11 protein-coding genes are annotated in these 15,808 nt (G+C 37.7%); 5 read left to right on the top strand and 6 right to left on the bottom strand.

Going from position 1 to position 15,808, the window contains the following annotated elements:
• Positions 1-22: 22 nt before the first annotated feature.
• The 5 genes from A3854_RS00555 to fliW are packed head-to-tail and all read right to left on the bottom strand — an operon-like array spanning position 23 to position 6,799.
• Positions 23-445, bottom strand: a complete 423-nt coding sequence (locus tag A3854_RS00555; protein WP_084040786.1) for a hypothetical protein — start codon at positions 443-445, stop codon at positions 23-25.
• Complete coding sequence (locus tag A3854_RS00550) at positions 445-1,461, bottom strand: type II secretion system protein (RefSeq protein ID WP_257639840.1); 1,017 nt, start codon at positions 1,459-1,461, stop codon at positions 445-447. The genes A3854_RS00555 and A3854_RS00550 overlap by 1 nt, the downstream gene beginning before the upstream one ends.
• Positions 1,458-2,153 (bottom strand): type II secretion system protein, encoded by a 696-nt coding sequence (locus A3854_RS00545; protein ID WP_084040782.1) that lies wholly within the window; start codon positions 2,151-2,153, stop codon positions 1,458-1,460. Before A3854_RS00545 ends, A3854_RS00550 begins: the two co-directional genes overlap by 4 nt.
• Positions 2,147-6,355: a hypothetical protein gene (locus A3854_RS00540; RefSeq protein WP_141081814.1), complete on the bottom strand. Its 4,209-nt coding sequence runs from the start codon at positions 6,353-6,355 to the stop codon at positions 2,147-2,149. Before A3854_RS00540 ends, A3854_RS00545 begins: the two co-directional genes overlap by 7 nt.
• Positions 6,356-6,415: 60 nt before the next feature.
• Positions 6,416-6,799: a flagellar assembly protein FliW gene (gene fliW / locus A3854_RS00535; RefSeq protein WP_054196362.1), complete on the bottom strand. Its 384-nt coding sequence runs from the start codon at positions 6,797-6,799 to the stop codon at positions 6,416-6,418.
• Between the two features lie 112 nt (positions 6,800-6,911).
• Between fliW and A3854_RS00530 the strand changes: the two genes are divergently transcribed.
• Together A3854_RS00530 and lon are read left to right on the top strand one after the other, a co-directional pair.
• Entirely contained in the window at positions 6,912-7,559 is a 648-nt protein-coding gene (locus A3854_RS00530; RefSeq protein WP_072594822.1) for an outer membrane protein assembly factor BamD, read from the top strand.
• 8 nt (positions 7,560-7,567) lie between these two features.
• Positions 7,568-9,985: an endopeptidase La gene (lon, locus tag A3854_RS00525; RefSeq protein WP_084040778.1), complete on the top strand. Its 2,418-nt coding sequence runs from the start codon at positions 7,568-7,570 to the stop codon at positions 9,983-9,985.
• 645 nt (positions 9,986-10,630) lie between these two features.
• On the opposite strand, the gene A3854_RS00520 is transcribed toward lon, so the two are convergent.
• Entirely contained in the window at positions 10,631-11,089 is a 459-nt protein-coding gene (locus A3854_RS00520) for a methylated-DNA--[protein]-cysteine S-methyltransferase (RefSeq protein WP_084040776.1), read from the bottom strand.
• A 125-nt stretch (positions 11,090-11,214) separates the two neighbouring features.
• On the opposite strand from A3854_RS00520, the gene A3854_RS00515 reads away from it, so the two are divergent.
• Genes A3854_RS00515 through A3854_RS00505 form a run of 3 tightly spaced genes read left to right on the top strand, consistent with a single transcriptional unit; the run spans position 11,215 to position 15,800 of the window.
• Positions 11,215-13,797 carry a bifunctional aconitate hydratase 2/2-methylisocitrate dehydratase gene (locus A3854_RS00515; RefSeq protein ID WP_084040774.1) on the top strand — a complete coding sequence of 861 codons (2,583 nt, stop codon included), beginning with the start codon at positions 11,215-11,217 and terminating at the stop codon, positions 13,795-13,797.
• 36 nt (positions 13,798-13,833) lie between these two features.
• Positions 13,834-15,045, top strand: a complete 1,212-nt coding sequence (locus A3854_RS00510; protein ID WP_084040772.1) for an ankyrin repeat domain-containing protein — start codon at positions 13,834-13,836, stop codon at positions 15,043-15,045.
• A gap of 8 nt (positions 15,046-15,053) precedes the next feature.
• The gene (locus tag A3854_RS00505; RefSeq protein ID WP_084040770.1) at positions 15,054-15,800 is read left to right on the top strand and encodes an SDR family NAD(P)-dependent oxidoreductase; all 747 of its coding nucleotides are present in this window, start codon (positions 15,054-15,056) and stop codon (positions 15,798-15,800) included.
• The last annotated feature ends 8 nt before the right edge of the window (positions 15,801-15,808 follow it).

Here is a 15,808-nt window from a genome sequence, read left to right as displayed (position 1 = left end):
AAAGTAAAATATTTATAAAATTTTAAAGTTTCTGAAGAGTTCGTTTGTGAAAATTTATAGGATTTGGCGTTTTTTTATCTTTTGATGTTACAAAAACATCAAAGATCATGTTGCCAGTACTTGCGACTTCGTTTGTTCCTGGCATGATGGTCGGTGGAGTGCATATACCGATATCGCCAAAGTAAGTTATTTTTACTTTAAAGTCGAACATATCGTTAAATTCCCCATTTACTTTATCTAAGCATTTGTTTGAGAAATCAGTTCTAAAAATTTCAAACATCGCATACTCTGCTGCTGCTTGAGCAACGAGTTGTGCTTGCTCTCTTAGATAAATTTCACTACTTTGTCTAGCTGATGTGCTAGCTATCGAAAGAGCAAGAGTACTGATAGAAGCTGCCACAACTAGAAAAAATATCGCCGCTATTAATGTAAATCCTTTTCTCATCAATAAACCGCCTTTGACTTGCAAATGGTTATTTCTGATTTTTCTGCTTTAAGGCAAAGCTTTAGCGCGATGACACCATTTTTTTCTGTAAAGACAAATCTTGTTACGTGTTTAGCTAGTGTTGCACTTTCGGCTTTGATGGCCTTTGTAGATGTTGGGCTAAATTTTTTAAAGCTTTCATTTAGCCATGGCCTATAGTTGTAGTAAATTTTAAGGTCAAAAGAGCCGTTTTGTATATCCTCGGCACTTTGCTCAGCTGGCGCTATGGCAATGGCTGTGTAAGCTAGTTTATACTGTTCTGAAATTTTTTTATTTTTAAAATCACTTGAAATTTTAAGCGTGTCGATTGACTGTATGCCTACTTTTGCGATATCTAAGTGCCTTTGGTCTAAATTTTCTTGATAGCCAAAGCTGCTACCAACCCTATAAAGTATGCTAGAAAATATCGCTACTAAACCACCATTTTCATTATTGGCGTTTATGCACCTAGAGCCACTATTTACATCTTCTTCATCGCTATCATTTTCGCAGGTCAAGTCCATTACGCCGTTTCTAAAAGCGTCATTAAATTTGCTTCCAGGACTTTTTAGTCCATTTGCAACAGAGCTATTTGCTAGATCTACATATCCGCTATATATGCCTTCTTCGATGATCGGATCTCCGTTAGTATCATCTCCTTTATATTCGTTTATGCCATCAAATAGCTCATAAGCAGCTGGGATAAATTCTAAAATTTCAAAGTCACTACTTAAATTTACGCCACTATCATTTAGGGCTAGATAATCTCCATTTTTTTTTCTAGCGATAACGCTTTGTTTGATTCTGTGGCTAAGTAGCATTGAAATTTGCTCTAGAGCGATTTCGCTTTGTGTTTCTAGTTCGTTTATTACTTTGCTTTGAAAATAGTTTTGATATAAATTCATAAGCGTATTAAAGCTCATAAGTGAGATAACGCCAAGCACGGTGATGACTATTATTAACTCAATTAATGTAAAAGCTTTTTTTCTTTTTTTCATTTCCATTCTTTTACACTTAAAGTACTGCTTTCACCTATATTAAAGGCATATCCATAAAGTACGCTTTTGCTCTCTTTTGTAGTTTTCATAGTCGTATCTAGCTTTATCTGTAAAACGTCACTATCATTTAAAGGAGTGCTAACTACAAATTTATCAGCTCCATTTGTTATAGTTGGAGTCGTCTCTGTATCTATGATAAAGTCACGTTTAGTAGTGCTAGCAGTTGGTGAGATGGATTTTTGAGTATTGAAATTTTTGATAGATTTTACTTTAAAATTTACGCTTTTGATTGATTCTGGAAGCTTTGAATCATTAGGTCTTGTGGCACATGCAGATAAATTTTGCACTGGATATGCAAGTATCCTATGTCCCTCTCCTTTTACACCGCTTTTTTCATAAAAATCTGGATTTGCCCCTTGATCGCAGATAATAAGAGGAAAAATTATAGCCTCTTGAGTGGTTATAGATGATGGCATGGTATTTTTACCGGCTATTAAGACTTGATCGCTAAATGGTGCTTTTAATATTAATGACATATAAGTTTTAGTATTCATTAGTCCTTCTTGCATTAAGGACTGCTCGCTTAAATTTGAAGTAGTTCTTACTGCTAGTGGTAGGCTTGCACTTACTATGGCTACTACAAGCACTGACAAGATAAGCTCTATCAATGAAAAGCCATCTCTTTTTACCACTCTATTCTCCTGTTTGTCTTGTCGCTTATATCTAGGTTACTATCACTATTAGATTTTACTCCTATAAAACCTCCAACTGCACCGCTTGTCTTATCCTCTATATTATTGCTCTTTAGGACTTTACCAGCCCATTCGCCATTTGGTACTAGAAAATTTAGATTGAAATTATTTGTTTCAGGTTTCTCATCAAATTCACTATAAAGAAGCCAGCTAGGTGCTCTCATTTTAGCCACATCAGTAACCGCTGAAGGATTTCTTATAAAAATTATTTGCTCGCCATTGCTTATGCTACTTACATCATTTCTTAAAACAGTACCGCTGTAAGTGTTTGTAAAGCTAAAGTCATGATAGTTAAGTACTCCTGCGCTATGTTTTGGATTGGTAGCCCAAAATGGTGCTGCTGGAAAGTCTTGCCATAGTTTGCCATTATCTTTCATATAGATATTTTTATTGCATCCATCGCAGTAGGCGCCATAATAAATTTTGGCATAAAAGCCACTATAAAGCCCTTCATAAAATGGTGCATAAACCCTACCAAAGTAAAATTTTGCTGTCGTTTCTGTTGCTGGTTTTTCATATTTTTTTACTGTATCGGTGCTATCTGACATGCCGCTAAAGCTAAAATCATTACTTGAAATAGTAAAAGGATTTTTGGCATGATTTACTTTTCTTTCAAAATTAAAATATACTTCACCTTTACCTACGCCATTTACAAAAGTATTTTTCTCTACATAAAATGTTGATTTTGTAGCACTTGGATCTATTGCTTTTCTAGTATTTGAGCCAGGAATTTCAAAAAATAAAATTTCTTCATTTGCTTTTGCTAATGTACCGGCATTGCCATCGTTGTCTGTAAAATTTAAAGGAACTCTGTCTAACTTTATGTCAAAGTTCATATTCTTTGCATAGCAATCTTCATTATAAAGTTTTGCAGGGTCATCGTTAAACAACCTAGCAGTTACTTCAAAGTCAAGCTTTGCTTTTTGTATGCCTTCATTATCAAGGTATGTTATATCGCTATCTTTTGTTATCTTTAGCTTGCTTATTTGTATATCTTTTGGTCTAAATAAATAATCTCTATTACCTTCTAGCTTTATACTACATCCGATCCTTCCTTCTTGAGCAGTGTCTTGTGACGGATCGTTGCTAATTGAGTTTTTTACACAATCATCAGCTCTTGATGGTGTATGTTGATCAGTTGCTGTATAGTCTTTGTCTAATACATAAAAATATGTATCGCCTATATCTGAGTAAGAGAAGCCAACAGGTCCACTTGATGTGTGACGGAAAATTTTACCCAATGCTTTATTTGGATCGTTAAAATCTACGCTTAGTTTGTTCTCGCTCTCTATAATGCTAGGATCGCAAGTCGCACTATATGCTGGTACAAGTTTTATCTCTCCATTTGAGCCACTTATGTTGTTTATATATCCATTTGCTAAGCCACTATCAAGAGGTTTCATAGCTGCAAGAGCAATGTTATTATAAACTTTGCCGCCTATTAAAACATTGTTATTATTTATCGTATTCTTGTCGGTATCCCATAGCCTAAAGTGACTTGGTCTTATAGCAAAATCATCTAATTTTTCGCATTCAACCTTTGTGGTATTTGTCACTGGATCAAGATGAGAAATTCTAAATTTTACGCTTTTATAGGCTCTGTCAATACTAATGCCTGACAACAAAATATCAGTTACACCATTAAATGTTATATCTTGTTCATATAAATTTGTTGGAGCACTGCAAGACTCGACCAACTCTACTTTTACATCTACTGGGGCATCTGGTACTTTTTTGTTGCCATCTGTATCATAGTTCGTGATATAGACATTAAATGGCGTAGAAACGATTTTAGTTAGAAGTCTATTTTTAAATTTAGTTTTAAAAGCTGCCGAGCCATCGTCTTGTCTATTGCTTGCGACGAAATTATTTGGACTGGCACTAACGCCTAAAGTAATGTTGTAATTTTGATTGCTACATCTTCTTATGTATGTGTCATAGGGCTGTAAATTTATATCAGCATTTGCGACTGTGGCTTTGTAACTATTTGGCTCAAATTTAGACTTAAGGGTAGTTTCATATATGGCATAAGCGTAGTTGCCTTGATGAATCAGCATTTCTCCACCCTTATTTGCAGCCGCACCTTGTCCTAAATAAAAAGTTAAGTCATTTCCGCTTAATTGCTGCAAGCCTGTGTTGTCGTTATAGTGTACCTGTCCTGACATAGTAAGTAGATCACTAGGTCCTTGCGATGCTTTATCTGCGTAAATGTAAGTTGAGTTTGGATTATAAATTTGGCTTGGATCTATTGTAGCTTTTAGTGCAAAGTCTTGGGTAGCTTCATTAGTATTATTTGTAACTTCAACGAAAGTTTTTAAAATAGTATTTGCTGGCACTACCGTCGGAGTATTTTCTTGCACCTTTGTAAAAGTACTATCGCTAGGTTTTTTTGCATAAATATATTCCATATAGCAAACATCTGGTTTGTATATACGAGAAGAAAAGCCAACTAGAGCTAAATTTATACGGTCAGCGCTTACAACATTGGCACCGCCTGAGCTTTTAATTGTTGTAACTGTAAATTTTATATCCGCTTCTTTTTGAGCATATGACATTTTGTCCGATATATCAAATATATCTAAGTCTGCTTGAGAGTGAAATTTTTTACCTGGATTTATAAGTTGTCCAAATTTTGTCATAGTTGAATTAAACTGATCGCCTTGCGCGTTATATCCGCTGGTAATACTCTGATAGCTACCACCATTTTTTATCTTGATATCTTCACCTTTTGTTTCTGGCTTGCCACCAAATGAAAACATTGTAAGCGAAGCATCTATATTTCCTGCTTTTGGTGTGTAGATATTTTCAAATTTTACATCTATGGTTGAGCTCTTTACAGTACCAAATGGATCGCTTGACTTCATCCAGTCCGCCGCAAGTCTTTCTAGTCCATCAAATATACTAACAAGCTTTGGCTCTATATTGTTTGCTGCGGCAGTTTTATCATCAAAGTCATAAATGATGACCAAACTCCAAGCCGCAAATTGTGGTGCGATGGATTGTATCCAGTAACCATTTTGCCCTTGAACTGGTGAGAATAGTAGCGTGCCGTATGTTTTTTTTAGTTTTCTATTAGTAGAGTTGTTTACCTTATATATGCCATCATTTGGGTCTATAAATTCATCACTAAAGGGAATCGTAGTTGATCTGATATTGCCAGCATAAAATGTCCTATCTGACTCACTAGTACCAAGAGAGTCTCTAACTATATCTGTTACATCAGCGCTTGCTACATATTGGTAGTTTATTCCAGCCTTTACATAGTAGCTATTAGACTCGTTTTGATTATATGATTCAAGAGTCATTGATTTTGGTTTATACTCACTAAATGAGCCAAACCAAAAGATATCTTTTGGATCAGCATCTATTGTAATTACATTCTTGCCAGGAGCTTTAAAATCAATCCTGCTATATCCTTTTATGTAATTTAGAGCATTTGTATATAAATTTGTTTTAATGGCCCAGTTTTGATAAAGAGAGCCACCCCAGTAAAGTCTGGCATAGACCACATTTTTACCTTTTAAATTATTTTGTATAAAGGTATTTTTCTCACTAAAATCAAACGTGGAAGAGGATGAATTTTTACAATAAGGATACTTGCTAGGATTATAAATATATGTTTTTTGGCAAAGCGTGTAATTACTAGACGTAAAGCCACCATCATTTAAAAATATTCTATCGGCTGTAGATGATGTTCTTGTTACGTTAGATGGATCTGGAACAAAATTATATCCAGCGTATTGTGGAATCATAATAGTAGCACCAATGGTAGCTATATCTCCATTTACTCTGGTATTTAGATTTCCATTTATTGATCTTTGTCTTAAGCCTTTAGAGTGATCATCCCACATACCTATTAATGATCGTTGATTCCATGGAGAAAATTGCTCAACGTAAATATGATAGTGATCTTGTGCTAAGCCTGAAGAAAAGCTATTGGTATCTATCGTCCAGGTTCTATCAGATTTTCTTATGCAATGTGGGATATTTTTAGAAGAGTTGTCTTGGTACTCTTCAGCATCTATAAAGCAAGAATAATTTGCTCCACTACAACTAATAGAAGCTGCTTCTGCTGTCGTACAAGCTCTGGGTGCACAAAAACCAAACGTGACAATAAAACAGAGTAAGTATGCTATCTTCACAACAAATCCTCTAAATAACAATAAAAAATCTCTCCTTAGATTTTTAAAAGCTTTTAGCTACTATTTTTGTATAAAATTTTCTATCATTTCAGCTTGCCCGTACTGAGGATATTTGGCAATGTCTAAAACGACTTGGGATAAGGTCATATTGTCCATATTGCAAACGATAGGAGCTATAAAATTTACAGTTGATTTTTCAAGCGGGAGTGCAACAACGATAATGTTATAAATTCTAAGTTGAGAGCTTTCTTTAATCTCCATAAGATCTTCATAATAGCTTGGAATGTCGAATTCGTAGCTTCTTAATGCAAAAGGATTTATCATTGTAAAAGATGTTTCGTCATCTTTGCTCGCTAGCTTAACAAAAAATTTATCAAGTTCAATTAACTCCATCGTTTTGATATGCTCAAAGCCTAAAATAGGGCTTTTAACACTAAAAATCATACTAACTCCTATTTTGTAAAGTTGCCGTATTTTATCATAGTTTTAAAAAATTTATACAAAAATAATAGCAAAAAATGTAGAATACGAGGATTTAAATTTTTTAAGGAAAAGCATGAAAAGATTTTCTAAATTTCTAGCAGTTGTAGCTCTTTTGGGGCTTTTTAGTGGTTGTGCTGAAAAATATACCGAGCTTTACAATCTAACTCCTGATGAGTGGTATGCTCAGGTTATCGCTGATATAAAAGATGGTGATCTTGAAGCGGCTGATAAACACTATGTTTCAATGGCAAGCGAACACGTAGCAAGCCCGCTTTTGGAGCAAATTTTACTTATCCTTGCCCAAGCTCACGCAAATGATGAAGAGTATCTGATGGCAAATCACTATCTTGACGAGTACATCAAAAGATATGGTGACAACGGCCCAAAAACAGAGTTTGCTCAGTATCTAAAAATAAAAGCAAATTTTGACTCATTTACTCAGCCAAATCGCAACCAAAAGCTTATGGAAGATAGCGTAACAGAGATCGAGAAATTTCTTTATATGTATCCAAATACCGAATATAAGCCTCTTATCGAGACTATGCTTATTAAATTCAAACTCGCGCTTTACTTCCTAGATATGCAAATAGCTGATCTTTACAATAGGACTGGTCGTGATGTTTCGGCCAAAATTTACGAGCAAAAACTTGAAGAGTCACCGTTTAGAAACTCAGATCTTATCAAACCTGACGTGGCATGGTATAGAAAACTGTTTGAATAGGAGAAATTTTGCAAATAAACGAAAATAAAGGCTTCCCAACCGAAATTCCCATTATCGTTGAGGACGAGCTATTTTTATATCCATTTATGATAACTCCGCTTTTTTTAAGCGACGATGAAAATTTAAAGGCACTCGAACTTGCCATACAAGAAGAGACTCCGATCCTTGTGGTGCCTACAAAGCCTCAGCAAGATGGCGCTAGAGATTTTGATGGTATCTATGATGCTGGCGTTATCGGCACGATAATGCGCCGTGTGCCATTACCCGATGGACGTGTAAAAGTACTATTTCAAGGCATTGACAAAGGTAAAATTTTAAAACAATCAGGCATAAATCCACTCCGTGGTATTGTCGATATGCTCCACGTCAAGCGCCCATCGCAGGTCAAAACTGACGCACTCATAGTGGTTTTAAGAGAAAAAGTAAGAGAGCTTTCGCAATTTAGCCATTTTTTCCCGCCTGATCTTTTAAAAACGATCGAAGAGAGCGCTGAGGCGATCAGGGTTTGTGACCTAGTTTCAAGTGCACTTCGCTTAAAAAAACAGATCGCATATAGCTTTTTTGTCGAGGAAAATTTAGAGCAACGCCTACTAAAGCTCATCGACTACGTTATCGAAGAGATTGAGGCAAATAAGCTTCAAAAAGAGATAAAAAATAAAGTCCATTCAAAGATCGACAAGACAAATAAAGAGTACTTTTTAAAAGAGCAGCTAAAGCAAATTCAAGCTGAGCTTGGAGCTGATACGAGCCGTGAAGAGGAGCTTGAAGAGTACCGCAAAAAGCTTGATGCGAAGAAAAAATTTATGGCTGAGGACGCCTACAAAGAGATCAAAAAACAAATAGATAAGCTTTCTCGTATGCACCCAGACTCAGCTGACGCAAATACCTTACAAAGCTATCTTGATTGGGTACTTGAGATACCATTTGAAAATGTAGCTAAGAAAAAGTCATCTATCGCTGAAGTGAGCAAGCACTTAAATGCCGATCACTACAGCTTAGAGAAGCCAAAAGAGCGCATAGAGGAGTATTTTGCCTTGCGTGAGCTTTTGGAGCTTAGAGGTGTTGGCGAAAAGGTAAATAACGGCGCCATTTTATGCTTTGCAGGCCCTCCAGGCGTAGGCAAAACAAGCCTTGCAAACTCGATCGCAAAGGCGTTAAAGCGCGAACTAGTTAGGATCGCACTTGGTGGACTTGAGGACGTAAATGAGCTAAGAGGTCATCGCCGCACCTATATAGGCGCTATGCCAGGCCGCATCGTGCAAGGGCTCATAGAAGCCAAGCAGATGAATCCAGTGGTTGTTTTAGACGAGATCGACAAGGTTGGCAGAAGCTATAGAGGCGATCCGACCGCTGTTTTACTTGAAATTTTAGACCCAGAGCAAAATAATAAATTTAGAGACTACTATCTAAATTTCAACATCGATCTTAGCAAGATCATCTTTATCGCTACAGCAAATGACGTGGGCATGATCCCAGCCGCACTTCGTGACAGGATGGAGTTTATCGAGCTTAGCTCATACACACCACAAGAGAAATTTGAGATCGCTAAAAAATATCTATTGCCTCAAGAGCTTAAAAAGCACGGCCTAAAACCAAGCGATGTTAGCATCAGCAAAGAGGCACTTGAGCTAATTATCAGCGACTATACAAGAGAGAGTGGCGTGCGAAATTTACGCCGCAGGATCTCTGATATATTAAGAAAAGTCGCCAAAAATATCCTTACCAAAAAAAGCGAGGGCAAGATCAGCGTCACGGCTAAAAATTTGAAAGAATTTTTAGAGAAAAAGGTCTATGAGATCGAGCCAGCGGATAAAAAAGATCAGATAGGCTTGGTAAATGGTCTTGCGTGGACTAGTGTCGGTGGCGACGTACTAAGGATCGAGGCTATAAGGATCCAGGGTAAAGGCAATATGCAAATCACAGGACAGCTAGGCGATGTGATGAAAGAGAGTGCTCAGATCGCATTTAGTGTTGTTAAAGTGCTAATAGACAACAAAAAAATAAAAGTACCGATGACTATCGTGCCAAAATTTGACGATGACAAGCACAAGCTAGAAGCCAGCGACGTTTATAGACGCTATGACCTTCACTTGCACGTGCCAGAGGGTGCTGTGCCAAAAGACGGACCAAGCGCTGGCATCACGATGGCAACTGCGATCGCATCGATACTAACCGATACAAAGGTAAGACACGACATAGCAATGACTGGTGAGATCACGCTAACTGGTAGAGTGCTACCGATCGGTGGTCTAAAAGAGAAGCTCATCGCTGCACACAAAGCTGGCATCAAAACAGCTCTGATACCTCGTAAAAACTATGACCGCGATCTTATCGACATCCCAACTGAAGTAAAAGCTGATATGAAGATCATCGCCGTAGACACGATCGATGATGTGCTAAAAAATGCTCTTGTAGCTAAAAAATAATCCTTCCCTAGCCCTAAGCGAGATTAGGGCTAGGGAAATTTATAAATTTTGATGATCATAAAATCCAAGCAAAAAGCCATATAACGTATAAATACAATTAATAATTTAAACAATATAATCACATGCAGCACACTAGAGAAAAATAAATTTTAAAATTTATGAGCGAGCATATCACGCTTCGATTTCAGTGACAAGCAAATAGTGAGACCTGAATTTTGGTAAGTTGCTAAGGCGATTGAGTAAAGTTTTAAAATTTGTAAATTTGCTTTATTAAATCAAGTGAGTGTCAAGTAAATTTTAAAATTTCATAAACGAGTAATTTTGGCTCTAAAATTTGAGCTAAGCAGTAAGTGAATTCAGATTTTAGTAGCCAGCTCTTGCGAGTGAATGAAGTTTTAAAATTTGTAAAGACAGCTTGATTAAATTTGTAAATTCCTTTTTTATTCAAAAGAGAGACAATGGGGCTTGAATTATGAGACCGTTCTCTTATCTTCCTTTTTTTAAATCTGCTAAATCACTCACGTTCAAGATGCATTCAATGGCGCTAAAGCACTGCATGCATTTCAAATGCTCTGATAAATTTTAGAAATGTTCGCTTGTAAATTTTAAAATTTGATAGATTTTTATTTTGCTGTAAATTTCTAACTATTTATGCTTTGCTTCATGCTCTAAAAGCCAGATTTTAGTTGGCAAGCCCTCGCCGCCAGAGTAGCCACCAAGCCCACTGCTAGCTAGCACTCTGTGACAAGGGACGATGATAGGCACTGGATTTTTAGCATTGGCTGAGCCTGCTGCTCGGTAGGCATTTTTGTGACCTACGGCAAGTGCTAGGGCCGCGTATGTGGTCGTTTCTCCGTATGGTACTTTTTGTAAAGCCTCGTAAATTTTTGCTCTAAAATTAGTGGTTTTTATATCAAGCCTTACGCTAAATTTTTTAAGCTTGCCATTAAAATAAGCCTCTAGCTCATCCAAGCAAAGCTTTAAATTTTTATCTTTTACTGAAATTTTTTCAAATTTATCTACAAAATTTATCTCACAAATTCCATTTTTACTGGCAACGATCTCCAAAAATCCAATGGGAGATTTTAGGTAAGCTTTTGACACATTTGCTCCTTGAAATTTGAAATTTTGGGCAAATTTTACTTTAGTTTGTTTTGCTTTTTGATAAAATGCAAGCAAAATAGCGATTTTAGACTAAAAATAACGAGTAAAAACCACAAAGGAATTTCATGAGCTTTTTTACCGACTACGAAAAACACGTGAGCGAGCGAGAAAAAGAGGGCGTGCCACCGCTTGCGCTAAATGCCAAGCAAACAAGTGAAGTTTGCGAGCTAATAAAGATTGCCAGCAAGTCTAGTTGCGACGAAAAGGCACAAAGCGAGCTAAAATTTCTTATAAATTTGCTTGAAACTCGTATCAATCCCGGCGTTGATGATGCAGCGAAGATAAAGGCAGAATTTCTTGGTGAAGTAATAGACGGGCTTGCTGTTAACGGCCTTGACGCTATGCGTGCTATTAAAATTTTAGGCAAGATGCTTGGCGGATATAACGTGGAAATTTTGGTGCGAGCGCTAAAAAATAGCGATGAAAATATTGCTCGTGCTGCAGCAAATGAGCTAAAAAATATCATCCTGGTGCATGAATATTTTGATGAGATAGTAAAGCTAAGTAGCAATAAATTTGCAAAAGAGGTGCTTGTTTCTTGGGCAAATGCGGAGTGGTTTACTCATAAAAAGTCAATTGAAACCTGTATAAACGCAGTCGTTTTTAAGGTACCTGGTGAGACAAATACTGATGACCTAAGTCCAGCGAGCGAGGCCTACACAAGGGCTGACATACCACTTCACGCAAAAGCAATGCTTGTTAAAAAGATGCCTGAGGGGTTAGAAATTTTAAAAGAACTTAAAACTCGTGGTAAAAAAGTGGCGTATGTTGGTGACGTGGTTGGCACTGGCAGCAGCAGAAAGAGTGGCATAAACTCTATCCAGTGGCACCTTGGCGATGAGATAGAGGGCGTGCCAAACAAAAAAACGGGCGGCATCGTGATAGGCACTACTATAGCTCCGATATTTTTTAACACTGCCGAAGATAGCGGTGCAATGCCAATAGTTGCAAACGTAAACGAGCTTGAGATGGGCGATGAGATAGAAATTTATCCATTTAAAGGCGAAATTTATAAGCTTATTGGCACTGAGAAAAAGCTCGTGGTAAATTTTAAACTTAGCCCAAACACTCTAAGCGACGAGATAAGAGCGGGTGGCAGGATACCACTTATGATAGGACGCCAAGTGACCAAGAAGGCCAGAGAGGCTCTAGGGCTTGGCGAGGAGCAAATTTTTATAAAGCCGGATCAGCCAAAAGAGCAGAGTGGTGGCTATACGCTGGCTCAAAAGATGGTTGGCAAGGCTTGTGGTGTAGCTGGCGTTAGAGCCGGGGCTTATGTGGAGCCAGAAATTTTAACTGTTGGCTCGCAAGATACGACTGGGCCGATGACTAGAGATGAGATAAAAGAGCTTGCAAGCCTTAGTTTTGGCGCGGATTTTGTTTTGCAAAGCTTTTGCCATACGGCCGCTTACCCAAAGCCAAGTGATCTTGTGATGCATGAGAGCTTGCCAAAATTTATAAATTTACGTGGCGGTGTGAGTCTAAAGCCAGGCGATGGCGTCATCCACTCGTGGCTAAACCGCATGGTACTACCTGATACGGTGGGTACTGGCGGCGATAGTCATACAAGATTTCCTATCGGTATCAGCTTTCCAGCGGGAAGTGGTCTAGTGGCTTTTGCAGCGGTACTTGGCATGATGCCGCTAAATATGCCAGAGTCGGTTTTGATCAAATTTAAAGGCGAGCTAAAAGAGGGCGTGACACTTCGCGATCTTGTCAATGCAATACCGTATTTTGCGATCAAAAAAGGGCTTTTAAGTGTTGAAAAGAAAGATAAAAAGAATGTTTTTGCGGGTAAAATTTTAGAGATAGAAGGGCTTGAGAATCTAAAAGTAGAGCAGGCGTTTGAGCTAAGTGATGCTTCGGCTGAACGCTCAGCGGCTGCTTGCGTGGTAAATTTAAGCGTTGATAGCGTTGTGGAGTATGTTCGCTCAAACGTCGCGCTAATTGACGCGATGATAAAAGCTGGTTACGAGAGCCGTGAGACTTTGCTTAGACGAAAAGAAAAAATGCAAAAATGGCTTGAAAATCCAAATCTTTTAAGAGCCGATAAAGATGCAAAATACGCTGAAATTTTGGAGATCGATCTAGCTCAGATAGATGAGCCGATTTTGGCGTGCCCAAATGACCCAGACGATGTGGCAACGCTAAGTGAAATTTTAGCTGATGACAAAAGAGTGCATAAAATCGATGAAGTTTTTGTGGGAAGCTGTATGACAAATATCGGCCATTACAGGGCACTTGCTAGAATTTTAGAGCGCGAGAGCAAGCTTACAACTAGGCTTTGGATAGCACCGCCGACAAAGATGGATAAAAGCATACTTGAAGATGAAGGCGTTTATGAAATTTTTAAAAGATTAAACGCAAGGACAGAGGTACCAGGCTGCTCGCTTTGTATGGGTAATCAAGCAAGAGTAAATGACAATGCCGTCGTTTTTTCGACCTCGACTAGAAATTTTGACAATAGAATGGGCATGGGCGCAAAGGTCTATCTAGGAAGTGCCGAGCTGGCCGCTGTTTGTGCGCTACTTGGGCATTTACCAAGCGTAGATGAATATAAAAAGATAGTAAAAGATAGCCTTAGCTTAAATAAAGATGAAATTTATAAATATCTAAATTTTAATGAAATAAGCGAGTTTAGCATATAAATTTGTTACAATATCGCGAAATTTTAAGGAGCTTTGATGAAAAAAGTAGTTTTTTTTCTCTTTTTTAGCGTTTGTTTTTTTATAAGTTTACACGCTTTAGAGTGCAGTGATCTTGCCAAAAAAGAGAGCTTTAAAACTACTCCAAACGATCTTGCTTACACGAATGAAGGGCTATTTTACTGTGATGGTTCGCTTTTAAATTTAAAAGAGGTGAAAGAGCTTTTTGACGCGAGTGTGGCTGTGAGAAGTGAGTCTCAAAGTTGCGTTGGTGATAGAGTTTATAAAGAAAATTTAAATAAGCTTAGATGGCTTTTGCTAAAAGCGTCATTTGCACCTGAGCTTTATCAAAAAGAGCTTGCAAAGCCAGAGGTTGCTGAGGGTGAAAAAGACGCTAGAATGGAGTATCTTAGATACTGGGCAAACGAGAGCTTGTTTAATTTTTTAAAATATAAAAAATTTATCGAAGCTTACAAAAACGCTCAAACTCCGCTTGTAAAATTTTATGAAAGCCTGGGACTTGATACGGCAAGTGCTGCTTACTACGCAACTAGCGTGGTAAATGAGTTTTTGACTTTTGGCGTTGGTAAAAATGTAAATAAAGCTAAAATTTTAACACCTGAGCAAAACATGATGGCACAAAGGATAAATTCCGATGAGCTGGCAAATTTGCTCTACTCGAAAAATTTTAGTACTGCTGAGCTTACAAATTTTCTTAATATCGCACTTTTAAACGAAAAAAGTAGCGACATGATAAAAGAGATCATAAGGCGTGGGGCCGATGTGAATTTGGGCGATGAGACGCCGTTATTTTTTGCTTTAAAAAATATAGAAAATGTAAAAATTTTACTTGCAAATAAAGCCGATGTAAATCACAAAAATTTCTTTGGAAAAAGTGTACTTTTTTATGCTGTGCAGTTTAGCGATAAGCCACTTTGTGAGCTTTTGCTAAAAAATGGTGCCAATGCCAATGAGAGCTACATAGATGAAAATGCCAAGATGAATATGATAAATTTGGGTATGACGCAGGTTGAAGATACTTGTGGTCTAGAACACACAAATAGAAGCGTTTTTATGCATGCAGCAGCTCATGCAACGCCAGAAATTTTAAAGCTTTTGATGGATAATGGTGCTGATATTAATGCCACTGATGATGCTGGGTTTAATGCGCTTGACTATGCCATGAAAGAACAAAACGAAAAGACGATCAAATTTTTAGAAAATTTGGGTTTAAAACCAAATTTCAATTAGGAAAAATCATGAAAAAGACAGCTTTTGTAACTGGTGCAACATCTGGATTTGGCGAGGCGATCGCTAGAAGACTCTCAAAAGAGGGCTACAAGATAGTCGCTCTTGCAAGGCGAGAAGATAGGCTAAAGAAGCTTGCAAGCGAGCTTGGCGATACGTATATCATCGTAGCTGACATACGCGATAAAGAGGCTGTTTTTAAAGCGGTTGAGAGCTTGCCTGATAAATTTAAGGACATCGAAGTGCTTGTAAATAACGCTGGTATGGCACTTGGGCTTGAAAAGACGATAGATGCGAAAGTGGAGGACTTTGAGGCGATGATAGACACCAACGTCAAGGGTCTTATCTACTCGACAAAGGCGGTTTTGCCACTACTTTACAAACAGGAAAAGGGCTATATCTTTAACCTAGGCTCGACAGCTGGCTCATGGCCATATCCTGGAAGTAACGTTTATGGTGCCACAAAGGCCTTTGTGAAGCAGTTTAGTTTAAATTTAAGAAACGATCTAGTCGGTACAAATATCAGAGTGACAAACATTGAGCCGGGGCTTTGCAAGACTGAATTTAGCGAGGTTAGGTTTAGGGGAGATAAGGCAAAGGCGGATAGTCTTTATGAAAATACAAATTTCATCACATCTGAGGATATCGCGACGATTTTGGTAAATTGTCTAAATATGCCTGGAAGTGTCAATATAAATAGAGTCGAAGTCATGGCAAATACGCAGACTTGGGCCGGACTTGCGATAGAAAAATTTTAAGGAGTTCT

It is taken from the genome of Campylobacter concisus, from assembly GCF_002092845.1.
Classification (GTDB): domain Bacteria; phylum Campylobacterota; class Campylobacteria; order Campylobacterales; family Campylobacteraceae; genus Campylobacter_A; species Campylobacter_A concisus_AQ.
Note: the sequence above shows the minus strand (reverse complement) of the source record. Positions and strands in the feature narration are given on the sequence as shown.

Excerpts from the sequence above, each read along its gene's own strand:
- A3854_RS00510 (WP_084040772.1), top strand. The coding sequence starts at position 13,834 with ATGAAAAAAGTAGTTTTTTTTCTCTTTTTTAGCGTTTGTTTTTTTATA.
- A3854_RS00505 (WP_084040770.1), top strand. The coding sequence starts at position 15,054 with ATGAAAAAGACAGCTTTTGTAACTGGTGCAACATCTGGATTTGGCGAG.
- A3854_RS00515 (WP_084040774.1), top strand. The coding sequence starts at position 11,215 with ATGAGCTTTTTTACCGACTACGAAAAACACGTGAGCGAGCGAGAAAAA.
- A3854_RS00530 (WP_072594822.1), top strand. The coding sequence starts at position 6,912 with ATGAAAAGATTTTCTAAATTTCTAGCAGTTGTAGCTCTTTTGGGGCTT.
- A3854_RS00550 (WP_257639840.1), bottom strand. The coding sequence starts at position 1,461 with ATGAAAAAAAGAAAAAAAGCTTTTACATTAATTGAGTTAATAATAGTC.
- fliW (WP_054196362.1), bottom strand. The coding sequence starts at position 6,799 with ATGATTTTTAGTGTTAAAAGCCCTATTTTAGGCTTTGAGCATATCAAA.
- A3854_RS00555 (WP_084040786.1), bottom strand. The coding sequence starts at position 445 with ATGAGAAAAGGATTTACATTAATAGCGGCGATATTTTTTCTAGTTGTG.